Annotated in this window: 33 protein-coding genes; 26 read left to right on the forward strand and 7 right to left on the reverse strand. The window is 62.1% G+C overall.

Annotated elements, in window-relative coordinates; genetic code table 11:
* Positions 1 to 2 precede the first annotated feature (2 nt).
* The 6 genes from ACK8OU_RS16775 (at position 3) to ACK8OU_RS16800 (ending at position 4,853) form a co-directional block, all read left to right on the forward strand.
* On the forward strand, positions 3 to 1,286 hold the full coding sequence (locus ACK8OU_RS16775; RefSeq protein ID WP_410304564.1) for a phage portal protein: 1,284 nt from the start codon (positions 3 to 5) through the stop codon (positions 1,284 to 1,286).
* Complete coding sequence (locus tag ACK8OU_RS16780; protein ID WP_410304565.1) at positions 1,276 to 2,223, forward strand: S49 family peptidase; 948 nt, start codon at positions 1,276 to 1,278, stop codon at positions 2,221 to 2,223. The genes ACK8OU_RS16775 and ACK8OU_RS16780 overlap by 11 nt, the downstream gene beginning before the upstream one ends.
* A gap of 2 nt (positions 2,224 to 2,225) precedes the next feature.
* Positions 2,226 to 3,527, forward strand: coding sequence for a phage major capsid protein (locus ACK8OU_RS16785; RefSeq protein ID WP_410304566.1), 1,302 nt, complete (start codon positions 2,226 to 2,228; stop codon positions 3,525 to 3,527).
* Between the two features lie 80 nt (positions 3,528 to 3,607).
* Positions 3,608 to 4,069, forward strand: a complete 462-nt coding sequence (locus tag ACK8OU_RS16790; protein WP_410304567.1) for a hypothetical protein — start codon at positions 3,608 to 3,610, stop codon at positions 4,067 to 4,069.
* Positions 4,066 to 4,290 (forward strand): hypothetical protein, encoded by a 225-nt coding sequence (locus ACK8OU_RS16795; RefSeq protein WP_410304568.1) that lies wholly within the window; start codon positions 4,066 to 4,068, stop codon positions 4,288 to 4,290. Before ACK8OU_RS16790 ends, ACK8OU_RS16795 begins: the two co-directional genes overlap by 4 nt.
* Positions 4,290 to 4,853 (forward strand): head-tail connector protein, encoded by a 564-nt coding sequence (locus ACK8OU_RS16800; RefSeq protein WP_410304569.1) that lies wholly within the window; start codon positions 4,290 to 4,292, stop codon positions 4,851 to 4,853. The genes ACK8OU_RS16795 and ACK8OU_RS16800 overlap by 1 nt, the downstream gene beginning before the upstream one ends.
* Positions 4,854 to 4,883: 30 nt before the next feature.
* On the opposite strand, the gene ACK8OU_RS16805 is transcribed toward ACK8OU_RS16800, so the two are convergent.
* Positions 4,884 to 5,273, reverse strand: a complete 390-nt coding sequence (locus tag ACK8OU_RS16805) for a hypothetical protein (protein ID WP_410304570.1) — start codon at positions 5,271 to 5,273, stop codon at positions 4,884 to 4,886.
* Here ACK8OU_RS16805 and ACK8OU_RS16810 point away from each other — a divergent pair.
* The 20 genes from ACK8OU_RS16810 to ACK8OU_RS16905 all read left to right on the forward strand — a co-directional run bounded on the left by ACK8OU_RS16810 (position 5,266) and on the right by ACK8OU_RS16905 (position 16,977).
* The gene (locus tag ACK8OU_RS16810; protein WP_410304571.1) at positions 5,266 to 5,604 is read left to right on the forward strand and encodes a phage head closure protein; all 339 of its coding nucleotides are present in this window, start codon (positions 5,266 to 5,268) and stop codon (positions 5,602 to 5,604) included. The two genes, ACK8OU_RS16805 and ACK8OU_RS16810, sit on opposite strands and share 8 nt — an antisense overlap.
* Positions 5,588 to 6,007 (forward strand): HK97 gp10 family phage protein, encoded by a 420-nt coding sequence (locus ACK8OU_RS16815; RefSeq protein WP_410304572.1) that lies wholly within the window; start codon positions 5,588 to 5,590, stop codon positions 6,005 to 6,007. Before ACK8OU_RS16810 ends, ACK8OU_RS16815 begins: the two co-directional genes overlap by 17 nt.
* Complete coding sequence (locus ACK8OU_RS16820; protein ID WP_410304573.1) at positions 6,008 to 6,403, forward strand: DUF3168 domain-containing protein; 396 nt, start codon at positions 6,008 to 6,010, stop codon at positions 6,401 to 6,403.
* A 15-nt stretch (positions 6,404 to 6,418) separates the two neighbouring features.
* The gene (locus ACK8OU_RS16825) at positions 6,419 to 6,817 is read left to right on the forward strand and encodes a phage tail protein (RefSeq protein WP_410304574.1); all 399 of its coding nucleotides are present in this window, start codon (positions 6,419 to 6,421) and stop codon (positions 6,815 to 6,817) included.
* Positions 6,817 to 7,182: a hypothetical protein gene (locus ACK8OU_RS16830; protein ID WP_410304575.1), complete on the forward strand. Its 366-nt coding sequence runs from the start codon at positions 6,817 to 6,819 to the stop codon at positions 7,180 to 7,182. The genes ACK8OU_RS16825 and ACK8OU_RS16830 overlap by 1 nt, the downstream gene beginning before the upstream one ends.
* Before the next feature lie 20 nt (positions 7,183 to 7,202).
* The gene (locus ACK8OU_RS16835; RefSeq protein WP_410304576.1) at positions 7,203 to 7,406 is read left to right on the forward strand and encodes a hypothetical protein; all 204 of its coding nucleotides are present in this window, start codon (positions 7,203 to 7,205) and stop codon (positions 7,404 to 7,406) included.
* Complete coding sequence (locus ACK8OU_RS16840; RefSeq protein ID WP_410304577.1) at positions 7,384 to 9,153, forward strand: phage tail tape measure protein; 1,770 nt, start codon at positions 7,384 to 7,386, stop codon at positions 9,151 to 9,153. Before ACK8OU_RS16835 ends, ACK8OU_RS16840 begins: the two co-directional genes overlap by 23 nt.
* On the forward strand, positions 9,153 to 9,932 hold the full coding sequence (locus ACK8OU_RS16845) for a hypothetical protein (protein ID WP_410304578.1): 780 nt from the start codon (positions 9,153 to 9,155) through the stop codon (positions 9,930 to 9,932). The genes ACK8OU_RS16840 and ACK8OU_RS16845 overlap by 1 nt, the downstream gene beginning before the upstream one ends.
* Positions 9,925 to 12,282, forward strand: a complete 2,358-nt coding sequence (locus tag ACK8OU_RS16850; RefSeq protein WP_410304579.1) for a phage head spike fiber domain-containing protein — start codon at positions 9,925 to 9,927, stop codon at positions 12,280 to 12,282. Before ACK8OU_RS16845 ends, ACK8OU_RS16850 begins: the two co-directional genes overlap by 8 nt.
* A gap of 16 nt (positions 12,283 to 12,298) precedes the next feature.
* Entirely contained in the window at positions 12,299 to 12,856 is a 558-nt protein-coding gene (locus ACK8OU_RS16855; RefSeq protein WP_410304580.1) for a hypothetical protein, read from the forward strand.
* On the forward strand, positions 12,853 to 13,233 hold the full coding sequence (locus tag ACK8OU_RS16860; RefSeq protein WP_410304581.1) for a hypothetical protein: 381 nt from the start codon (positions 12,853 to 12,855) through the stop codon (positions 13,231 to 13,233). The genes ACK8OU_RS16855 and ACK8OU_RS16860 overlap by 4 nt, the downstream gene beginning before the upstream one ends.
* On the forward strand, positions 13,230 to 13,571 hold the full coding sequence (locus ACK8OU_RS16865; RefSeq protein ID WP_410304582.1) for a hypothetical protein: 342 nt from the start codon (positions 13,230 to 13,232) through the stop codon (positions 13,569 to 13,571). Before ACK8OU_RS16860 ends, ACK8OU_RS16865 begins: the two co-directional genes overlap by 4 nt.
* A 9-nt stretch (positions 13,572 to 13,580) precedes the next feature.
* Entirely contained in the window at positions 13,581 to 13,874 is a 294-nt protein-coding gene (locus tag ACK8OU_RS16870) for a hypothetical protein (protein WP_410304583.1), read from the forward strand.
* Positions 13,871 to 14,116: a hypothetical protein gene (locus ACK8OU_RS16875; RefSeq protein ID WP_410304584.1), complete on the forward strand. Its 246-nt coding sequence runs from the start codon at positions 13,871 to 13,873 to the stop codon at positions 14,114 to 14,116. Before ACK8OU_RS16870 ends, ACK8OU_RS16875 begins: the two co-directional genes overlap by 4 nt.
* Positions 14,109 to 14,867, forward strand: coding sequence for a hypothetical protein (locus ACK8OU_RS16880; protein ID WP_410304585.1), 759 nt, complete (start codon positions 14,109 to 14,111; stop codon positions 14,865 to 14,867). Before ACK8OU_RS16875 ends, ACK8OU_RS16880 begins: the two co-directional genes overlap by 8 nt.
* Positions 14,864 to 15,199, forward strand: coding sequence for a hypothetical protein (locus ACK8OU_RS16885; protein WP_410304586.1), 336 nt, complete (start codon positions 14,864 to 14,866; stop codon positions 15,197 to 15,199). Before ACK8OU_RS16880 ends, ACK8OU_RS16885 begins: the two co-directional genes overlap by 4 nt.
* A gap of 21 nt (positions 15,200 to 15,220) precedes the next feature.
* The gene (locus ACK8OU_RS16890; RefSeq protein WP_410304587.1) at positions 15,221 to 15,508 is read left to right on the forward strand and encodes a hypothetical protein; all 288 of its coding nucleotides are present in this window, start codon (positions 15,221 to 15,223) and stop codon (positions 15,506 to 15,508) included.
* A gap of 82 nt (positions 15,509 to 15,590) precedes the next feature.
* Positions 15,591 to 16,343, forward strand: a complete 753-nt coding sequence (locus ACK8OU_RS16895) for a hypothetical protein (protein ID WP_410304588.1) — start codon at positions 15,591 to 15,593, stop codon at positions 16,341 to 16,343.
* Positions 16,343 to 16,618 carry a hypothetical protein gene (locus ACK8OU_RS16900; protein ID WP_410304589.1) on the forward strand — a complete coding sequence of 92 codons (276 nt, stop codon included), beginning with the start codon at positions 16,343 to 16,345 and terminating at the stop codon, positions 16,616 to 16,618. Before ACK8OU_RS16895 ends, ACK8OU_RS16900 begins: the two co-directional genes overlap by 1 nt.
* On the forward strand, positions 16,615 to 16,977 hold the full coding sequence (locus ACK8OU_RS16905) for a hypothetical protein (RefSeq protein ID WP_410304590.1): 363 nt from the start codon (positions 16,615 to 16,617) through the stop codon (positions 16,975 to 16,977). Before ACK8OU_RS16900 ends, ACK8OU_RS16905 begins: the two co-directional genes overlap by 4 nt.
* A gap of 135 nt (positions 16,978 to 17,112) precedes the next feature.
* Here the strand turns inward: ACK8OU_RS16905 and ACK8OU_RS16910 are convergent, their stop codons facing one another.
* From ACK8OU_RS16910 to ACK8OU_RS16935, 6 genes are all read right to left on the reverse strand, one after another.
* Entirely contained in the window at positions 17,113 to 17,319 is a 207-nt protein-coding gene (locus ACK8OU_RS16910; RefSeq protein WP_410304591.1) for a helix-turn-helix domain-containing protein, read from the reverse strand.
* Complete coding sequence (locus tag ACK8OU_RS16915) at positions 17,316 to 17,597, reverse strand: hypothetical protein (protein WP_410304592.1); 282 nt, start codon at positions 17,595 to 17,597, stop codon at positions 17,316 to 17,318. The genes ACK8OU_RS16910 and ACK8OU_RS16915 overlap by 4 nt, the downstream gene beginning before the upstream one ends.
* Before the next feature lie 198 nt (positions 17,598 to 17,795).
* Positions 17,796 to 18,023 (reverse strand): hypothetical protein, encoded by a 228-nt coding sequence (locus tag ACK8OU_RS16920; RefSeq protein ID WP_410304593.1) that lies wholly within the window; start codon positions 18,021 to 18,023, stop codon positions 17,796 to 17,798.
* Between the two features lie 20 nt (positions 18,024 to 18,043).
* The gene (locus ACK8OU_RS16925) at positions 18,044 to 18,265 is read right to left on the reverse strand and encodes a hypothetical protein (RefSeq protein ID WP_410304594.1); all 222 of its coding nucleotides are present in this window, start codon (positions 18,263 to 18,265) and stop codon (positions 18,044 to 18,046) included.
* Positions 18,266 to 18,356: 91 nt separating this feature from the next.
* A complete protein-coding gene (locus ACK8OU_RS16930) occupies positions 18,357 to 18,683 on the reverse strand; it encodes a hypothetical protein (RefSeq protein WP_410304595.1) in 327 nt (108 codons plus the stop codon).
* 23 nt (positions 18,684 to 18,706) lie between these two features.
* On the reverse strand, positions 18,707 to 18,934 hold the full coding sequence (locus ACK8OU_RS16935; RefSeq protein ID WP_410304596.1) for a hypothetical protein: 228 nt from the start codon (positions 18,932 to 18,934) through the stop codon (positions 18,707 to 18,709).
* Positions 18,935 to 19,141: the final 207 nt, after the last annotated feature.

Consider the following 19,141-nt stretch of genomic DNA (forward strand, 5'->3'; position numbering starts at 1 on the left):
CCATGGGCCTGCTGAGCATTTTCCGCACCGGCGCTGCGGCCCCGGTGTCTGAACCTGTGCGCGTCGAACCGCCTGTCGTGGCGGCGCAGGCGTCCGTGGAAAGTCCGAGCCAATGGAAAGGCTTTGCACCTGTCGGCGCCGTATCCAAGGCCGGGGTGCGAGTCGATGAGCGGTCGGCCCTGTCGATCCCCGCCACCCTGCAGGCGTTGCGGATCATCAGCGGCGTGTTCGCGATGGCGCCCCTGCACCTCTATGGCCGCACCGAAGGGGGGCGGGTCCGCCTGGATGAGGAACCGGGTGAAATCCTGCTGGCGCGCCGTCCGAACGGCCACCAAAGCCCGTTCGATTTGTTTGAATTGGTTATGTCCGACATCCTGTTGGCGGGGAACTTCTTCGCCTATGTTTCGCGCAACATGCGCGGCGAGCCCGTGGCGCTGACCAGGCTGCGGCCCGGTCATGTGACGGTGGCGGAATACTTCGATCGCGCCGAGGGTCAGGTTCTGTTCTATGACGCGACGCTGCCGGACGGATCGCGTGAACGGTTTGCCGCGCGCGACGTCTGGCATGTGCGCGGGTTTTCACGGGATGGTCTGGTCGGGCTGAACCCCGTGCAGTATGCCCGTGAGGCGCTTGGCGGGGCGATTGCCACCTCGGATCATGCGAACCGGTTCTGGCAGAAAGGCGGACGTCCATCGACCGTGCTGACCACCGAACAGAAGGTGTCGCCGGAGGACAAGTCGCGCATCCGTAACGACTGGACGAACCTCTATGCCGGGCCGGATGCCAGCGCCATCGCCGTGCTGGATCAGGATCTGAAGGCCGCGTTCCTGACCCACAACATGAAGGACAGCCAGTTCCTGGAAACGCGGCAGTTTCAGGTGGTAGACCTGGCGCGTATCTGGGGGGTTCCGCCGCACCTGATCTTCGAGCTGTCGAAGGCGACGTTCTCGAATATCGAGCAGCAAAGTCTTGAGTTCGTCACCTATCACCTCGGCCCGCATTTCGCGCGTGTCGCGGCTGCAGCTACACGGCAGTTCGCGGGCGAGGGTCAGTATTTCGAGCACCTTACCGATGCCCTGGTGCGGGGCGACCTGAAGAGCCGGATGGAGGCCTACTGGCTGCAACGGCAGATGGGCGTGGTGAGCGCGAACGAGTTGCGCGCCCGCGAGAACATGAACCACATCGAGGGCGGCGCGGGCACCGAATACTGGCGCCCGGCCAACATGACGCTGGCCGGAACGCCGGTCGAAGCCCCGAACAGAGAGGAAAACACCGATGCGCAATGACGTCGCGGCCCTGATTTCCGCCATCCGGGCGCAGCCCTGGGCGATCATCCCCGAGTATCTTGAGGCGATCGAGGCGATTGCCGTCCGCGCCTTCGAGGATGACGTTCTGAAGCTGCTGGCTCGCGACGGTCATGCCGAAAGCATGGAGGCCAGCCGGATGGCGGTGGCCGCGCTTGGCACCCGCCTGGAAGGATCGCGCGGCAGCACGATCCGCAATGGCAACGCCGTGGTGCCGATGATCGGCACGATCTTCCCGCGCGCCTCGATGATCGGTGCCTCGACGGGCGGCACGTCGCTTGACGCGCTGCTGCATGATGTCCGTGTGGCCGAGGCCAGCGCCGAAGTGGAGCGGATCGTGCTGCTGGTTGACAGCCCCGGCGGTATCGTCAGCCACGTTGGCGAGGCGGCAGACAGCCTGCGTGCCACATCCAAGCCGATTACCGCCTTTGTGACGGGGCAGGGTGCATCGCTTGCCTACTGGCTTGCCAGCCAGGCGGGCGAGATCGTTCTGGATCGGTCGGCTTCGGTCGGGTCGATCGGGGTGGTGGCTACCACGTCGCGACAGGAAGGTCCGGGCGCCGATGGCCGCAGGTCTTACGAGATCGTCAGTTCCAGCGCGCCAATGAAGCGCCCGGATCTGAGCACCGAAGAGGGCCGTGCCTCTGTCCAGGTGGAAGTGGATGCGATCGAGGCGGTGTTCATCGCCGATGTCGCCGCCGGCCGCCGCGTCAGTGCGGAGCGGGTGCGGGAGAGTTTCGGGCGCGGCGGCATGGTGAGTGCCAGCCGCGCTGTCGAGGTCGGCATGGCCGACAGGATCGGCACGCTTGAGAGCGTGCTGCAGCAGGGTTCCGGGCGCACCCGGGCGAAAACTGGGGGCAGCCGTGCGCGGGCTGTCGCCGAACTTGAAACGCGGCGGAGAGCCGCTGATAGGAGCTGACCATGGACCGTATCACGGCCTTGCGAGCCCGCCGCGCGGGCATCATCGACCAGATGGAGGCGATCGTCGCCTCGATCCCCGATGGCGAAGACATGACCGCCGAACAGACGGCGGCCTTCGATGCGCTGAAAGCGGAAGACGACAAGGTGGCGCTGCAACTGGCGCAGGCAGAAGACCTGGAGCGCCGCCGCGCCGCCGCCGCGCGCCCGGCGGCGCCGCTTCCGGGCCTTTCCCCTGCGCCTCAGGCGCAGACCCCGGCGCAGCCTTCCGAGCGCGGCCTGACCTTCGCCCGCATGGTGCGCACAGTCGCTGCGGCGGGCGGCATTCCGCATGTGGCGGCGCAGATCGCCGAGGCCAATGGCGACAGCGGCCTGTTCGCCAACCAGAACATGGGCTCCGGTGCTGCCGGCGGGTTCCTGGTGCCAGAGGATGTCTCGGGCGAGGTGATCGAGCTGCTGCGCCCGATGTCGGTTGTCACCGCCATGGGCCCGCGCTTCGTGCCGATGCCGAACGGCAACCTGACCACCAACCGCCGCGCGTCCGGGGCAAACTTCGGCTACACCGGCGAACAGCAGGACATCGGCGCGACCGGCTACAACTACGGTCAGGTCAAGCTGTCGGCGAAGAAGCTGACCGGGATCATTCCGGTTTCCAACGATCTGATGCGGGCGTCCTCGACCGCCGTTGACCGGATGATCCGCGACGACATGCTGGCCGATGCGGCACAGATTCAGGACCGCTTCTTCCTGCGCGGGTCGGGCACCGATTTCGCGCCCAAGGGCCTGCGCTTCCAGCACCTGGGCACGCCGCTGGAAGCCACCCATGTTCTGGCCATGACGGCCTCGCCCGATCTTCAGAAGGTCGACAACGACCTTGGGCGCCTGGAGCTTGCGCTTGGCAATGCGAATCTCGTTTACACCGGCGCGCATTGGGTGATGTCGCCGCGGGTGGCGATGTTCCTGACCAACCTGCGCGACGGCAACGGCAACAAGGTTTACCCCGAGATGTCGGAGAACATGCTGCGCCGCAAGCCCGTGCATGTGACCACCGAGATCCCGGACAACCTGGGCGGCGGCACGGAATCGGAAATCATGCTGGTGCATCCCGCGCATGTTCTGGTCGGCGAGCACATGGGCATCGAAATCGCCCTGTCCACCGAAGCCGCCTACAAGGACGCCGGCGGGACCATGCAGGCCGCCTTCAGTCGCGATGAAACGCTGATGCGCCTGATCATGCAGCACGATATCGGCCTGCGCCACCTGGCGGCTGTGGCGATCCTGACGGGCGTCACCTGGGGCGCCTAAGCGCTGACTTCGGCGGGCCGCGGTGTGCGGCCCGTTTCCCCTTCATCATCTTTTCGGGCTGAGCCCAAGGAGACACCATCATGACGACGCAGATCCGCAGCATCGGCGACCTTGTCGCTGTGCGCCGCGCCGCTGCCAATACCGCGGTCACCGCGGGTGGAGCCGGCGATAACACCGAAGTCGCCGGGGTCATTCTCGACCGCGCCGCAATCGGCTTTCCGCAATCGGCTGTTGTGGCCATCCCGTTCACCGCGACACTGGCGGCCGGCGCCACCCTCTCGATCGCCTGGGACATCGACGAGGGCAACAACTCTGGCCTGTCGGATGCCGAGGTTCTCGCCTCGGCCGCTGCGGCTGTTGTTGCCACTGGCCCTGTCGGCGGCGGCACCGTCTCGGGCACCTTTGAAGCCAACGTGCCCCTCTCTGGCGCTGGCCGCTATGTCCGTCTTAACTTCACGCCGAACCTCTCGGCGGCAAACACCGATACCGCCGCGCTTTCGGCGGTTGTCGTCTTTGGCGGCATGGACCGCTTGCCCCAATGAAGCGGGTGCGGTTCCTCAAAACGCATCTGATGTATCAGCCCGGTGAAACCGCCGGGTTTTCGGATGCTGTCGCTGCCACGCTGATTGCGGCGGGTGTTGCCATCGACCCTGAGGCGCAGGCCAAGGCCGAAGCAGAGGCCGCTGCACAGGCAGAAGCGGACGCAAAGGCCAAGGCCGAAGCAGAGGCCAAAGCCGAAGCTAAGTCTGGCAAGAAAGGCTGATGATGCGTTTGCGCCTGATCGAAGCCCCTGCGGCGCTGCCAGTGACGCTGACGGATGTCAAGGCGCACACTCGTTTCGAGAGCGACCATGAGGACAGCGTCCTACTTGGCCAGATTGCATCGGCTGTTGATCTTCTAGATGGCCCGACCGGCATCTTGGGCCGGGCCATCCTCACACAGGTCTGGCGGCTGGAGTTGGCAACCTGGCCAGGCTCGATGGTCATCCCCATCGAGCCCGTGCAGTCGGTGGCGATTACTTATCTCGGGGCGCAGGGCGCGACCGAGACGGTTTCGCCCGGGCAGTATTACCTTTCAGGATCGCCAGGGCAGGCCAGTTCGCTGCATTGGAGCACTGGCTGGGTGCCGCCGGCGCTGATGGCAGATGCTGATTTCCCAGTATTGATCGATATCACGGCGGGCTTTGGAGGGCCGGAGGCGACGCCGCCGGCCATCTCACAGGCGATTATGATGATGGTGGCCCATTGGCATCAGAACCGAGAAGGACAAGGGCAGATACCGGCCACCGCCAGCGCTTTGTTGTCCCGGTACCGAAGATTTCTCTGATGATGGGTCAAGGCAGCCTGCCCCAATCATTCACCACGGCTCGCATGGGCCAAAAAAGTCATCCCGGACGAAACGTCCGCTGATCATCTTCCCGCCGAACATGCTGAACCCGACATAGGCGCCAAGCCGGTTCTTTCCGTTCACCTCTCCGCACACGCGCCGTTCGCTGGATCCGTCTCCAAGAACGACATCGGCAGCACGGATATTGCGGAACTGGGCTGCCGCCGGGTCGAAGAGGTCATACGAAATCTTCGCCTGGATGTCGCTGATCTGGGCCTGGCTGAGCCTGACCGGCTTTGCCTCAACGATCGGGGACATCGCCATGCAAGCCGCCAAAATTGCCACCGCCGGGAATGCGAGTATCGATTTGAACTTCATGAAAACCTCCATCTGAACGGGGAGCATTTTGAACATGGCCATGGGCGCTGGCAAGCTTGATCAACGGATCACGTTTCAGAGATACAGCGAGACGCCAGATGGTGGCGGGGGTGTAACGCGCGCGTGGGCAGACTTGGCCGCGCTGCCAACGGTCTGGGCGCATGTCAAAGCGCGGGCCGGTCGGGAGGCGGTCACAGAGGGCCGAATGGCCGCTTCGTTTTCTGTGTTCTTCACGATCTACCACCGCGACGACATCACCGAACGCGACCGGATAATCTGGGGCGGAACCCCCTATAACATCAGGGGAATCCTCCGCGAGGGGTCAGGCCAGCGCCTGCTTGTGATTGAGGCCGAGCGTGGCGTCGCGGGGTAACTTCTTCAAGGTTTCCGGGATCAGAGATGTAAACGCTGTCCTGTCTGAGATCGCCCCGCGCGAAGCGAAGAACCTCATGCGCGCGACCGTCCATGACATCGCAGGCCAGCTTGCGAAAAGCGCAAAGGCGAAAGCCCCGGTGGATGAGGGCGATCTTCGCCGCGGCATCAAGGCAAGGCGGCGGCGCGGCACTCGGACGCAGATCGTTTCGACCGTGGACGTCGTCGGTGCCTTCTATTGGCGCTTTCTCGAATATGGCGACGGCCCGGACGGGGTTGAATACGCGATGTTCCTGACCGCGCTTCAGCAAATCCGACCAGATGTTGACCGGGTTTATATCGAGGCGTTTGCGCGAAAACTGATGGCGCGATTGGCGCGAGAACGCAAACGGCGGGGGGGCTGAATGTCTGCTGAATTTGAGGTGCAGAAAGCGATCTATTCCGCGCTGTCTGCGCAGGGGCTTCGGGTCTATGACGCGGCCCCGCAGGCGGTGGATAGCGGGGCGTCCTCTGAATTTCCTTATTCGGAAGTCGGCGATATCGTGATGTCAGAATACGATACGCAAAGCGTTGCGGGGTTTGATTTTGCGGCGCGGATACACACCCGCAGCCGGTCATCCTCTATGAAGGAAGCGAAAGAGATTCAGGGCACGATCTATGCCGCGCTTCATCGCGGCGGCCTTACAGTGCCTGGATACAGGTGCGTCTTGCTTCTGCGCGAGACAAGCTTCGTGACCCGCGCAAGTGACGGGTCATTCCACGGTGTCTGCGAATATCGCGGGCTTATCGAAACCGCCTAGCTCGGAGTGTATAGCATGGCAAAAGCAGCAGGGCGCCTTTGCGTCATCAAGAAGAATGCCGTCACGATTGCTGGCGGCAGGACGGTCGGCATCACTTGGAACGGGTCCGGTATTGATGTTACCGACCAGAACGACAATGGCGTTCAAGAATTCCTGGATAACGTAACAGTCGGGGATACCCTCGAGCTCACGATCGAGGGCGTCGAGGAGGATAATGTCCTTCGCGACATTGCCTTCACGCCAGGCGCATCCAAGGATATTAGCGACCTGTCCTTCGTGTTCCCAAATGGCGATACGATCACGGGGACATTCAGAATGAATTCATACGCTGAGACGGGCGCATATGAGGACGCGCAGACATTCAACGCGACCTTCGTCCGCAACCGCGTTCACACCTACACACCGAGCGCCTGATGCAGGGCTTCGATGATGTGAAACTGACCTGGGGCGGCAGCGAGTATGTCGTCCCGGCAGATCGTGTGTTCGAGCTGGTCCGGCGGGTCGAGGATATTCTGATGAACGGGGGATCGGTCCCGGCATTTGTCAGGCTGCTGCAGAGCAAGGTGTCGCAAAGCAATCTTGCGGCGGCCTATGCCGAGGCGCTGCGCTTTGCCGGGGCACAGGTCACGCCGCAAGATGTTTATCTGTCGATCATGAATGACTTTGCGGCAGACAGCGCATCAGCGGCGCGCAAGGTGCAGGACGCGGTGATAGGTCTCTTGTGCATCATTTCCCCACCCATGGCTGCGGAGATCATCGGCCCCGGCGAAAAAAAGTAAGCGCGCCTGATCCACGCCCGATGGTTCAGGCGCTCTTTGAGATTGCGGTGGGGCAGTGGGGCTGGCACCCGGAGCAGTTTTGGCGGTGCAGGCCTGGGGACTTCTGGTGGGCGTTCCGCGCGAAGCTGCCACCGGAACAGTTGGAGCGCCCGAAGGCGCTGCGCGAGATGTATGACCTCTTGAAGAAAGAGAAGGCGGCTGATGGCAAGAAAGATCGTCGGTGATGTAGCCATTCAGGTGGGCGCGGATATTTCGCCTCTTGTCACTCAGATGGACCGGGCCAAAGGCAAAGTCAGTGCCTTCGGGAATGACGTCGAAAGCACGTCCGCGAAGATGGCGGCGATGGGCAAAAGGGCGGCGGTAGCCGGCGCCGCCATTGTATCGACTGCGGGTGCTATCGGCGCAGCTGCGCAGTATGTGGTCAACTATGCCCAGCAGCTTGAGCGGCTTTCCTCGATCAGCGGAACAAGCGTGGAGCGGTTCCAATCGCTTGCCTTCGCCTCGCGCGAGTTTGGTGTTGAGCAAGAGAAGCTGGCCGACATCCTGAAGGATGTGAATGACAAGTTGGGCGACTATTTCCAGACCGGCGCCGGGCCGCTGGCGGATTTTTTCGACCAGATCGCGCCCAAGGTGAACCTGACGGCGGATGCGTTCCGGGGTCTGACCGCGCCGGATGCCCTGCAGCTTTATGTCACGTCTCTGGAAAAGGCGAACGTCAGCCAAGCCGAGATGACCTTTTACATGGAGGCGCTTGCCTCTGATGCGTCTGCGCTGATCCCGCTGCTTTACAACAGCGGCGCCGCGATGAACGAGCTTGAGCAGGCGGCGCGCGACCTTGGCGTCGTCATTGATCAGGATCTGATCGAGAAATCTTCGCGGATGGGGAAAATCTGGGACCGTATGATGACCGCCATGTCGGCGCGGTTCATCACCTTCGCCGCCACGGTCATGAATGGCTTTGATGCGATCTTCGGGCTGACCGAGGAAGCCCAGCTGAGCATCGGGTCTGAGCAAATCAGCAAGCTTGCCGATGAGCGGGCAAAGGTGATTGGCGAGATCGAAGCGGCGCGACAGCGCGAACAGGTGGCGGCGGCCGCGTCGTTTGGCACAGCCCCGAAGGCCGGAAGTCAGATCGATTTTCTTGAGGCGCAGCTTCAGGCGATCGAAGATGAGATGAACATCGAAAACGACAAGCTCATGGAGATGCAGCAGCTTGTCCTGAAGCGCGAGGAAGCAAAGGCCCGCCTTGAGGCGCTCAGCGACGGGTCAAGCCAGCCGTCTGTCGGCGATGTTGATGGCGGAGGGTCCGGCGGTAGCAAGATTGACAAAGGCGCAATCGAGTTGGAGCGCCTGCGCGACCAGTTTGCGAGCGAGCAGGAACTGATCCAGCAGCAATACGATGAACGCCTGGCGATGCTGGAGGAATTCCGAGAGGCTGAGCGCATCAGCCAGGACGAATACAACCAGATGAGCTTGGCGGCGCAGGCCGAATACAATGACGCGATGGAGGGCCTTGATCGAAAGAAGCGCGACGCGATGATCGTCGGGCTGGCTAGCATGTTTGGGGATCTGTCATCCCTGATGAGCACGAACAACAAGAAGCTGTTTGCGATCGGCAAGGCCGCGGCAATCGCTGAGGCGACCGTCAGCGGATACCACGCCGCTGTCGAGGCGTGGGACAAGGGGATGAAGATTGGGGGGTATCCCATGGCGACCGCGTGGGCTGCCGGATCACTCGCAAAAACTGGCGCCTTGATCTCGAACATCGCCGCCCAACAACTCGGCGGCAGCAGCAGTGGGGCCGCGTCTTCCGCAGGTGCCGCGCCAACGGCAGCCGCTGCAACGCCGCAGATGACCGCCAATTACACCATCACGGGCGACGTGATCGGCAAGCAAACGGGCGGCGAGCTGATCAGGTCGATCAACGAGGCCATTCGGTCTGGCTACCAAATCAATCTGGAGTGGGCGTAATGGCGGTCTTTTACACTGCGGGATACGCCAGCGCAGCCACCTACCCCATGACCCACGCGCGAATCCTGTGGGACAATCTGCCCGGCACGATCAGCGCGGATAACGCCGAAGAAGGCTTTGAGGCCACAAATGCGGGTTCGGTTGATACCGTATCTTGGTGGATACCCACGACAGCCACTGGCTTCTGGCAGATCGACTACGCAGCGCCGCAGACGGTTGATGCGGTTGGCATCGGCGCGCATGATTTGGCTGGTGTGCTGGTTGTTGTCTTCGCTGAAATCGGCGGTTCTTATGTCGAGGTAGCCAGTGCAACCCCGGAAGATAACTCAGCCCTGATGTTCCTCTTTCCGGCGGTTGAGACCACGGGCATCGGTATATACATCGGCGGCAAGAAAAGGATCGGGGTCGTCTACACCGGACAAGCACTCGAAATGCAGCGCGCCGGATACACGTCTCTCGGGCTGATTGATCTGAGCCGACAAGCCGGGCTGACCAGCTACATCAGCGAGGGCGGGCAACTGATGGCCCGGTTCGTGCAGCGCCGCGGGCTGCAGGCGCAGTATTCGTGGGAACACCTGACAGAAGATTGGTATCGCGCCAATTTCGACCCGTTCGCATTAGCCGCGCAGACCGAGCCATTCTTCATCGCAGCGCGCCCGCAGGGCTATGCCAGCGATGTGGCCTATGCATGGGTGAATGACCCGATCACGCCAAGCCGGATGGGCGTCAACAACTTCCTGTCTGTCGGGTTCACTGCAATGGGGCATGCCGATGCTTGAGCCGATCCAGATCGTTGAGCTTTGGCAGCCGCGGTGTTCGCTGCGGTTCGGGGTGTCGCCCTGCACGGCCAGCACCGACGACGGTCCGCGCTGCTATAACTGTTGGGGTTCATGCCTCGATCTGGCCAACTACAAGGGCGATGGCTCAATCGCGTGGCGGTTCATGAAGCCGACGCAGGCGCTTGTTCCGCTGTATGAGCGGACGGGCGAGCATATCAAAACCAATCCCCTGCCTTTGCTGGTCAGCGTTTCCGTTCGGTCGTCGAAAATCAACGTTGGGTCGATCCGCGATGGCGAGCGACCTTTGGGCGTGACGGGGTCTTGCACCATCACGCTCAAGGACGCGCCGTGGGATGACACGGTGGGCGATTATTACAGATCGTTGCGCACGGTTTCGGGCGGCAATTTCTGGGCCAAATGGGTGGCGCGCAATCCATTCTACGCGAACATGCGCGTGACGATCTACGAGGGCTATGCCGGGCAGTCGCTGGCCGAGATGGAGAGGCGTCTATACATCCTGGACAATGTTACCGGGCCGGATAGTCAGGGCAGTGTCACGCTGACCGCGGTGGACCCACTGCGCCTGACGGACGCCAAGCGCGCCCAGTTCCCCCGGGAAACGGACATGCGCCTGTCGGCGGCAATTGATGCCGCAACCACCTCGATTACGATTGAGGCGATTGACGAACGTGATCTGTTGGATCAGTTCGGGACGGCAAAGCCGGAAAAGGCCCGGACGAATTTGGTCCGGTGGTCCGAGGCGTTTGATAACGCGGTGTGGGGCAAGAACAATGTAACTATCACTGCAAATGCCGCCGTGGCACCTGATGGTTTTACGACCGCGGACAAGTTCAGCCCCAATGCTGGAACCGGGCAGCGGGGCATGTCGCAGCCATTTACCGGGCTGACTGTAGGCGACAATCTTACCGCTGTTTTCTATGCGAAAAAAGGCGAGCGCGATAAAATCCAGATTCGCTATTTCGGCGGGGCGGGCGGTGTTTCCGCCGCGTATACGAATTTCGACCTGACCAACGGAACTCATGCCGGAACCCAGACTGGCGAGGTGACGATGGTCAATGTCGGCAATGACTGGTGGCGCTGCCGGGTCACGACCCAGATCACCGGAACCCTCGTGGGGCAGGACGTTGGATTCGAACACATCGACGCGCTGACTGATGGACGCCGCCCGACGATCTCGACAGGTAATGGCTCGGACGGGCTGTATCTCTGGGGCGCGCAGGTTCAGCCCGGCATCATTGACGCAGGTTATATTGGCACGTCTGGATCGCAGGTCATCAATTCGCTGATCGGCACTGCGGGTCCGGGCTACATCATCATCGGCTCGGAGGTCATTCGCTACAATGGCTATTCCGGCTCGCTTGGCGTGTTCAACCTGATTGGCGTTTCCCGTGGGCAGCTTGGCACGACAGCCGCCAGCCATTCCGAGGACGCGGGCGTCCAGCGTGTCGGGCGGTATGAGCTGACGGATGCTTGGGACATTGCCTATGATCTGCTGATCAACCACACCGAAGTGCCGGGCGAGTTTATTGACAAGGCGACATGGGATGCAGAGGCGGGCGTCTATCTGCAAGGCTATGCGTTCTCGCGGACGGTCACCAAGCCAACGGCGGTGAACAGCCTGCTGGGCGAGCTGCTCCGCGATGGCACGTTCTATATCTGGTGGGATGAGCGGAGCCAGACCATTCCGCTCAAGGCGATCAGACCGGAACATTCTGACGTGACGCTGAGCGACAATACCAGCTTTGTCAGTGGGTCGCTCAAAATCGACCGGGCGCCCGATGAGCGGATCAGCCGGGTTTTTGTCTACTTCGGGCAAATTGACCCCACCCAAGGCGATGACCCGACAAACTTCCTGTTCATGCGCGGGCGAATTGATGCGAATGCTGAACGCGAGGATGGCGGCGCTGAAATCAGATCAAAAACGATCTACTCAAAATGGATCGCGACGGACGCGCAGGCCCTTGAACTCACTCAGCGGCTTTTGGCGCGGTATGGCAATATCCCGAAATACCTGACTGTTGCCATGACAGACCAGACGCTGGAAATTGGCGAGGTTGTCAACATCCAGACGCGCGTTGATGTTGATACCGAGGGGCAGCCCATCCTCAATCGGTGGCAGATCATTGCGGCCCAGCAACTGCGCCAAGGCGAGGCGGTCGAATATCAGCTGCAGGAATTCATCTATCAGGCCATGCGCTACGCGGTGTGGATGGCAGACGACGCCCCAGTATTCACCGACGCGACGGAGGCACAACTGGCGCGCGGGCTGTGGTGGTCTGACGAGAATGGGAAAATGTCCGACGGGTCTGATGGCTACATGTGGCAGTGAGTAAGGAGAATAAATAATGGCGTGGACAACAATTCCAGACAGTGTTTTCGAGATTGATAAGCCGGGGCGCGCCGTTGACATGCGTGCCCTGCGGGATAACCCAATCGCAATTGCCGAGGGGGCGTCTGGTGCGCCCACCATCAAGGCTGGCTGGTATCCATTTGATATGGTGACTGTTGGCGATGGCGCTGACGGCCTCCTGTGGAGCCATGCGGCTACTGGTAATGTGTCGGCTGTAACGACACCAACGTTTGAGGCTGGTTGGGAATACCTGCTTTACGCACACAATTTGAACTACGCGGGCGGTGCTGGCATCTTAGAACTGTGGCTTGAAACTAGCGCAACTTGGGTCAGCGTGGGCGGCGGAGTGCTTGGCAATAACCTTCAGGTTCACATATACGCCCCCGGGATTCCAACCCTCCTGCACAATGTCAGTTATTTGGCTGGCGGTAGTAATCCTGCTGGTGCCGTCAATCCCACGAAGCAAGCGCATACGAGAGTACGTCTGCGGTCTTCCAGTACGCTCGCTGCCGGGCAAATATATCTCTATAAGCGCGGGGGGCTGATTACATGAGCAAGATTGTCACATGGGAAAACGGGGTTCAGGTTGTGCGGGATGCGCTGCCGGGGGATTTGCCCGAACCGCCGACGCCGGAGGAACTGCTCGCGGAATGGCGCGCCACCGCATCCCTGTCACGCGCGGAGTTCTGCATTGCCCTCAAGCGGGCGGGAGTCCTTCCGGCCAATGAGGCCAAACAGGCTGCCAAGGGCGACTGGCCCCCGACGTTCGCGAACGCGCTGGATGGTTTTCCAGATGCGGATGAGGCAGAAATCATCTGGGCGGCGATCACGACTGTTGACCGGATGCACCCGATGCTGCTGGCGCTGCAGACGTTTGCGAGCTTGCCGGATGAGTTTGTGGACGGGCTTTTCGAATGGGAAGCCGCATGATCCCGCGCATCGTCATCCACACCGATCTGCTGATGGGTGCGGCGGCGGGCAAAGCCATCGGCCCGATCATCCTGATCCGCCCGGCCTATCGCGGCAATGCTGGCCTGCTGGCGCATGAGATTGAGCATGTGCGCCAGTTCTGGGCCACGGCGGGCCTGCACCTGGTGCTGTATCCGCTGGTGCGCCGTTATCGCCTATGGGCCGAGGCGCGGGCATTCGCCCGGCAGGTGCAGCACGGGGCCGCGCTGGCGGACATGGCCGAACGCATGGCGCGGCCCGTCTACCGGCTGCGGATCACGCAGGAACAAGCGGCGGCGCTGATCGCGGCGCATTTGTAGGGATTAGCCATGACCGACTTCACGATCAATCGCGGCAGTGATCTGCGCGCGACGATGGCCTTTGCCGATGCGACAGGCGCGCCTGTCGATCTGACCGGCTACACCGTTGCGATCTATGAGCCGCATCCCGCCATTGCCGACCGCCTGACCGCGCAGATCACCGAAGCGGCAGCGGGGGAGGTGACGCTGGCAATGCAATGGGCCGATGCCATGCCGACCGGGCGGATCATGAATTTCCGCGTCCGCGTCACGGCGGGCGAGGATGATGTTTCGACGCAGCGTTTCTGGGTGGTGGTGGAATGACTATTGCAACCGTATCCGTGACGGTCATCTGGCCGCCCGCACAGCAGGTTTCGGTGGCGACGGCGGGCGTCCAAGGGCCGATGGGACCGGCAGGTCCGCAGGGTGAACCCGGGCCGCAGGGCGAGGCTGGCCCGGCTGGCGCGCCGGGCGAGGGCATCATCGTTACCACGTTCACCGATGAGACGACGTTCAACGCCCACACGCCCGGGCCGATGGAATTTGCGGTGCTGACCAATGCCTAAATTGGACCTGCGAAACGCGCTGCGGATCAAGACCTCGGCGGGCGAGGTGTCGCGGCTGAAATGGGCGGGCGGGATGTGGCCCTCTGGCAGCGCGGTGCTGGCTGATTTCTACGGCGTCGGGCCGGGGCTGGTGCCGATTGATTTCCGAGTGGATGATTCAGTTTTGTATCCAGCGACGAGCTACATAGAGTCCGTCAGGAACGACGGCGGGGCAGGGGCCTATTTCGGGATGACCGCCCCGCTAAACACCAGACAGGTAATATTCAACGCGTCTCTCGGGGTCGCAACCGCCGCTGGTGGTACAGCCAGAACCGCGACATTCGCGCCCAATTCGCCCGACGTGGCTGGGGTGCATCTGCTGACGACATTCAAATTTGGCAACCTGCCCGGTGGATATGAATTTACCAACCCGAATTACATTGGCGTGGCTAATGCGTCGTCTGCTAATGGCGTTGTGAGTGGGAGTGTATCCGTTCTGGGGCTGATGTTCCCGTTCGAGGTATCCGATGCCGTGCTGCACATTTTGGAAATTCGCAGCGATGGGACGCATATCACGGCGTTCATGGATGGCATATCGCTCGGGTCGCAGCCCTATGCATTGGCGAGCCTGCCGTTGTTGTCGATTAGAATCGCGGATAACTGGGGTTTCGGGCGGATCATCAGTGTGATTGTCGCGGGGGCGGCCATTGAGCCTGCCGTTATTGTCGCGCGCCAGACGCTGGCGGCGCAATACGGGATTGCCCTCGCATGATCCGCCGATTGATTGACGCGCTGTCCGCCCCTTCTGACTTCCGCGCTGACCCGGCGGGCCACGCTGGCAACCAGTCGGCCCACGCTTGGGTCGTCGGCCCCGTGCTGGCGCTGATAGGCGGCCTGTGGGTCGCGGCCATCGTCTACGCCGCGTGGGAACTGTGGCAATGGCGGCGCGGTGGGCGCTGGCTCGACTGCGCCGAAGACTGGCTGTTCGTCATGTGCGGCGCGGCGGCGGTGGGCGCGGCGTGGCATGTGCCGGAGTTCCGCCTCGCGTGGGAGGGTGTCACGGCCTGCATTTTGATTGGCACATTCAGGCGGGCGGCAAAATGATGGTTTCAGAGAGGGCTATTCATGTGGAAAACTGTTGATTTCTGGGTCGCGGTGCTGGTTGCCGTGATCGTCAAAGTCAAGACATCGAAACGCCTAAGCGCGTGGCAGGTCATCACTACCATCTTCGTGGCGGTCGGCGCGGCCTATGTCGCGACGGATTACACGGTCGAGCGCACCGGCCTTTCTGAGCCTGTGGCAGCTGCGCTGGTGGCGCTGACAGCCGAGGGGCTTATGCGGTGGGTTCTGGTGGCGCTGGATGATCCACGCGCGGCCATCGGGCTCTGGCATGCGTGGCGGAACGGGAAATGAACCATTGGGCCGAGCTGGCATGGGGCGTCGTGATCCTGGCGGCTTGGGGCCTTGTGGTGTTTGCATTCTGAGGGGGCAGAAAATGAACAGGCCGACTTTCTACGGGGCGATCCGCCCGGCGTTCGGCGGTAAGCTGACGCCATCGCAGGTGTCGGGGATGGACGCCATCCTCGACGCGGCCGAGGCCGAGGGGCTGACCGATCCGCACCACGTCGCATTCGTGCTGGCGAACGTGCGGCGCGAGACCGGCAGCATCATGGCGCCGATCAAGGAAACGGTGATGGCGCATCACAAGGACCAGAACCCCAGCGATGCGGAGGTGATCCGGCGGCTGGATGCGGCGTTCGCCAAGGGCCAGCTGCCGTGGGTCAAGTCGCCATACTGGCGGCGCGGCTTCTTCGGGCGCGGGCAGATACAGATCACGCATGAAGACAATTACCGCAGGTTTTCCCCCATCGTCGGGGTGGACCTGGTGAAAAACCGCGACAAGGCGTTGGTCGGAGCGATCAGCGCGAAGATCGCCGTGGTGGGCATGCGGGACGGGATGTTCACCGGAAAGGCGCTGGCGGATTTCAGCTTCCCGAGCGCGCTTGATCTGCCGCCCTCTCGCAACCCGCGCCGGATCGTCACCGGCGCTGATGGGTCGGACGGTCAGGTCGCAGGCTGGCATCGGCAGTTCTATGACGCGCTGGTCAAGGCGGGGTGGGGCACGCCCACCAAAAGCCCACCAACTTCCCACCAGAAACCCACCAACACCGCGCCCGCCCCTGGCGGGCTTTTTGTTGCCATCGCGGCGGCCGTTGCGGCCATTGCCGCCTATCTGGGGATCAAGTGATGGACCGTGAACCCATCTTCATCGGCTGGACCCGCAGTTTCTGGGCGGGGATCCTGCCGATCCTGCTGATCGTCGTGGACATCAGCGTGCAGGCGCTTGCCAACGCGGCGGTCGGTCCGCCTGTGGCCGGCCTGATCGCGCGGGGCTTCGGCATCGATCCCGATCTGGTCGAACAGACGATGCTGCGCCTGACGCCGCTGTTCGCGCTGATCATCGCCCAGCAAAGGGCAGGGGCCGCGCGGCCCTACACGATCGACCCGAGGGCGCGCCGATGATCCGGCTGGTTCTGAACTGGCTCGGCGGCGGCGTCCTCGATCGGGTGCTGCGGACGGTTGATAACAGGATCTCCGCCGAAACTGACCGCGAGGCCCTGAAGCGCGATTTGATCGTTGAGCACTATCGGCAGCGGGCGGACTGGATGCGCGCCGGGGGCGTCTGGCTGATGTTGATATTCGCGGCGCCGCTGGCCGTCTGGTTCGCCGCGGTGATTGTCTATTCGATCCTGTGGTGTCATCGCTGCGCATATCCGCAGGCGTGGACCATCGCCGCGCTGCCGCCGCCTCTCGATGAATGGGCCGGAATGATGATCGTGTCGATATTCGGGGTGGTGGGCGTGTCGAGGTTCAAGCGGTGAGGCCGGCAGTGACGTGGCACGCGGAGGCTGACGCGCTGCGGATCTATGTCGCCGGCGCCCTGGTCGCGGAGATCCCGCGCGCGTGTTTCGGGCGGCTGCTGTTCGACCTGGCGAAGGTTCTGCGGTGATATCCGTTCATGTGGGCCAGTCGTCGGGCCGGTATCCGCTGACGTAGGCTGTGATCAGGCGCACCATGCGCGGTGCCGGGCGGCGGAACGTGTTGGCGGTTTCGCTCTGCTCCATGCGGCGCACGGTCTGCGGGTCGGTGTCCAGTAGCCGCGCCAGATCAGCGACGGACAGGCCCAGCGAATGCCGGGCCTGTTTGATTTCGGTGGGGGTCAAAACGCCACCTCGCGCAGCGCGGCCTTGCGATACGATTTCCATTCCTTGCGGATCAGCGCCAGAAGCTCGTCGCCATCGTCGGCGGTCAGGGTGCTGCCCACGCTGGACAGGCCAGCGCACACTTGCCGATCATCAGGGCTGTGGCGTTCGCCCTTGCGGACATAGCCGCCGCTCGTCGGAATCCAGAACACCCAGCGGACTTCTTCGCCAGACCACGGATCGAGCGCGATCAGGGTGACTTCGTTGGCTGCGGTCTTGGTGATCGTGGTGCGGGTCATGTCTGTCTCTCCTTGGTTGGCGGGGCGTCTTGCCCCTTGGCTATGTATTGAATATGGGCCATTGCCCACAAACATGCAAGGGGAAAATGCACGGGCCGGTGAAAATATTTTTGCCGGGGCTGGCGGCGCTTTGGTCCAGTCGTCACCAAACCGTTCCGTGAGCGCGTTGCCGATCACCGCCATGACGTCACCATCCGGTTATCTGGACTGTTCTTCGCGGGCGCGATCCATGATCGCCAGCAGCGCGCTGGTGCCGATGTTGAAACGGGCGATTTCGATCCAGTTCCGCAGCACGGTCTCCGCATCCTGGCATTCCTCGGTCAGGTCGCCGAACCGGCGAACGTCGTTCTGTTCACCCTCCTGGAATTCCGTCTGTGCGCGCGTGATGTCGCCGACCTTGGCGTAGGATCTCTGTCTGTGGGTCATGGGGTTTCCTCTCGGTGGGGTTATTCGGACTGGTTCTTGAGCTGGTCTGCAGCAACCGCTCGGAGGTCGCGCAGCTGTCGGGCAGCGTCCTCTAGGTGAGCGGCGGCGCTGGCCATCCGATCCAAGGTGATCTGCTCATAATCGTGATCGTGGTCGGCAATGAGCGCGACCATTTCAGCGGCCCCCTTCTGCACCTTTCCGTAGGCGGTGCGGACGTGCGAAAACATTGTGAGGGTCTGCATTTGGTTCTCCGGTGGGGTTAGCTGGACTGGATGGCTGTGGCGATGTCTTTCGCGCTGATCTCGACGGTTGTTTTCATGGGGGGCTCCGGGGTTAGCTGGACTGGTCGCAGAGGTTCAGCGCGTAGCGCATTCCCATCGCAGCGATCTGCAGGGCCTCTTTGCGCGCCGCTCTGCTGCGTCCAGTGTCGGCTCGGACGTGCTCACGCAATTCCTCTAGCTCCTCCCAGATCACCGACCACCCCTCATGCGGGCTGTGCATCGGTGCGTGGGTTGATTCGGCCCTCTCTAGCTCCGCGACAACCTCCAGCGCCAGCTGCTCGACCGGCGTGACGGGGCGAACCTCAGCCGTGCGCATCATGGATTTTTGGAATCGCATTTCGCGCAGGCCGCTGTCGAGATCGTCTTCAATGTGTCCCATGGGATCCTCTTGGGTTAAATGGATTATCTGAGTTCGATGCGAATGCGCCTGTCTAAATCGACATACGCAGCAGCCTTTGCTGCCGCCTGCGTCTGGTATCCGGGCGTTCGGACGTATTCGCGCTTGCCTGGGCTTATGAGGGTCCAGTTCCCCGGCCCACCTTCGATGCGGTAGAACACCTCAATGCCAAGTGCAGAGGCTTCTATCCGGGCACCTGAGACACGCCATTCAAGGTCTCTAATTTTCACCATATCAGCCTCCTGGGTCGGTTAGATTCAGTCGTCGTTTCTGTAGTCGGCCAGCATCTCGGTCACGTCGATTGAGGCGAGTGGCGCTCCGGTTGTCTCCCGTAGTCATGCACTTTCACATTTTGCAGGCGTCCCGTAACCCATTGATCTGTAATATGCCGTTCTGTGGCCGTTTTGCAGGAAGTCCGTTGACATTCATCGGATTGGCAT

The organism is Pontitalea aquivivens, assembly GCF_046507575.1.
Taxonomy (GTDB): domain Bacteria; phylum Pseudomonadota; class Alphaproteobacteria; order Rhodobacterales; family Rhodobacteraceae; genus Pontitalea; species Pontitalea aquivivens.

What these genes read in the sequence shown, in the direction of transcription:
- ACK8OU_RS16855 (WP_410304580.1), top strand. Translation starts at nt 12,299, where the DNA reads ATGGCGTGGACAACAATTCCAGACAGTGTTTTCGAGATTGATAAGCCG.
- ACK8OU_RS16805 (WP_410304570.1), bottom strand. Translation starts at nt 5,273, where the DNA reads ATGGCCATGTTCAAAATGCTCCCCGTTCAGATGGAGGTTTTCATGAAG.
- ACK8OU_RS16865 (WP_410304582.1), top strand. Translation starts at nt 13,230, where the DNA reads ATGATCCCGCGCATCGTCATCCACACCGATCTGCTGATGGGTGCGGCG.
- ACK8OU_RS16935 (WP_410304596.1), bottom strand. Translation starts at nt 18,934, where the DNA reads ATGGTGAAAATTAGAGACCTTGAATGGCGTGTCTCAGGTGCCCGGATA.
- ACK8OU_RS16895 (WP_410304588.1), top strand. Translation starts at nt 15,591, where the DNA reads ATGAACAGGCCGACTTTCTACGGGGCGATCCGCCCGGCGTTCGGCGGT.
- ACK8OU_RS16890 (WP_410304587.1), top strand. Translation starts at nt 15,221, where the DNA reads ATGTGGAAAACTGTTGATTTCTGGGTCGCGGTGCTGGTTGCCGTGATC.
- ACK8OU_RS16790 (WP_410304567.1), top strand. Translation starts at nt 3,608, where the DNA reads ATGACGACGCAGATCCGCAGCATCGGCGACCTTGTCGCTGTGCGCCGC.
- ACK8OU_RS16840 (WP_410304577.1), top strand. Translation starts at nt 7,384, where the DNA reads ATGGCAAGAAAGATCGTCGGTGATGTAGCCATTCAGGTGGGCGCGGAT.
- ACK8OU_RS16825 (WP_410304574.1), top strand. Translation starts at nt 6,419, where the DNA reads ATGGCAAAAGCAGCAGGGCGCCTTTGCGTCATCAAGAAGAATGCCGTC.
- ACK8OU_RS16870 (WP_410304583.1), top strand. Translation starts at nt 13,581, where the DNA reads ATGACCGACTTCACGATCAATCGCGGCAGTGATCTGCGCGCGACGATG.
- ACK8OU_RS16920 (WP_410304593.1), bottom strand. Translation starts at nt 18,023, where the DNA reads ATGACCCACAGACAGAGATCCTACGCCAAGGTCGGCGACATCACGCGC.
- ACK8OU_RS16810 (WP_410304571.1), top strand. Translation starts at nt 5,266, where the DNA reads ATGGCCATGGGCGCTGGCAAGCTTGATCAACGGATCACGTTTCAGAGA.
- ACK8OU_RS16905 (WP_410304590.1), top strand. Translation starts at nt 16,615, where the DNA reads ATGATCCGGCTGGTTCTGAACTGGCTCGGCGGCGGCGTCCTCGATCGG.
- ACK8OU_RS16835 (WP_410304576.1), top strand. Translation starts at nt 7,203, where the DNA reads ATGGTTCAGGCGCTCTTTGAGATTGCGGTGGGGCAGTGGGGCTGGCAC.
- ACK8OU_RS16880 (WP_410304585.1), top strand. Translation starts at nt 14,109, where the DNA reads ATGCCTAAATTGGACCTGCGAAACGCGCTGCGGATCAAGACCTCGGCG.
- ACK8OU_RS16800 (WP_410304569.1), top strand. Translation starts at nt 4,290, where the DNA reads ATGATGCGTTTGCGCCTGATCGAAGCCCCTGCGGCGCTGCCAGTGACG.
- ACK8OU_RS16930 (WP_410304595.1), bottom strand. Translation starts at nt 18,683, where the DNA reads ATGGGACACATTGAAGACGATCTCGACAGCGGCCTGCGCGAAATGCGA.
- ACK8OU_RS16795 (WP_410304568.1), top strand. Translation starts at nt 4,066, where the DNA reads ATGAAGCGGGTGCGGTTCCTCAAAACGCATCTGATGTATCAGCCCGGT.
- ACK8OU_RS16820 (WP_410304573.1), top strand. Translation starts at nt 6,008, where the DNA reads ATGTCTGCTGAATTTGAGGTGCAGAAAGCGATCTATTCCGCGCTGTCT.
- ACK8OU_RS16830 (WP_410304575.1), top strand. Translation starts at nt 6,817, where the DNA reads ATGCAGGGCTTCGATGATGTGAAACTGACCTGGGGCGGCAGCGAGTAT.
- ACK8OU_RS16885 (WP_410304586.1), top strand. Translation starts at nt 14,864, where the DNA reads ATGATCCGCCGATTGATTGACGCGCTGTCCGCCCCTTCTGACTTCCGC.
- ACK8OU_RS16775 (WP_410304564.1), top strand. Translation starts at nt 3, where the DNA reads ATGGGCCTGCTGAGCATTTTCCGCACCGGCGCTGCGGCCCCGGTGTCT.
- ACK8OU_RS16875 (WP_410304584.1), top strand. Translation starts at nt 13,871, where the DNA reads ATGACTATTGCAACCGTATCCGTGACGGTCATCTGGCCGCCCGCACAG.
- ACK8OU_RS16850 (WP_410304579.1), top strand. Translation starts at nt 9,925, where the DNA reads ATGCTTGAGCCGATCCAGATCGTTGAGCTTTGGCAGCCGCGGTGTTCG.
- ACK8OU_RS16925 (WP_410304594.1), bottom strand. Translation starts at nt 18,265, where the DNA reads ATGCAGACCCTCACAATGTTTTCGCACGTCCGCACCGCCTACGGAAAG.
- ACK8OU_RS16900 (WP_410304589.1), top strand. Translation starts at nt 16,343, where the DNA reads ATGGACCGTGAACCCATCTTCATCGGCTGGACCCGCAGTTTCTGGGCG.
- ACK8OU_RS16785 (WP_410304566.1), top strand. Translation starts at nt 2,226, where the DNA reads ATGGACCGTATCACGGCCTTGCGAGCCCGCCGCGCGGGCATCATCGAC.
- ACK8OU_RS16915 (WP_410304592.1), bottom strand. Translation starts at nt 17,597, where the DNA reads ATGACCCGCACCACGATCACCAAGACCGCAGCCAACGAAGTCACCCTG.
- ACK8OU_RS16860 (WP_410304581.1), top strand. Translation starts at nt 12,853, where the DNA reads ATGAGCAAGATTGTCACATGGGAAAACGGGGTTCAGGTTGTGCGGGAT.
- ACK8OU_RS16845 (WP_410304578.1), top strand. Translation starts at nt 9,153, where the DNA reads ATGGCGGTCTTTTACACTGCGGGATACGCCAGCGCAGCCACCTACCCC.
- ACK8OU_RS16780 (WP_410304565.1), top strand. Translation starts at nt 1,276, where the DNA reads ATGCGCAATGACGTCGCGGCCCTGATTTCCGCCATCCGGGCGCAGCCC.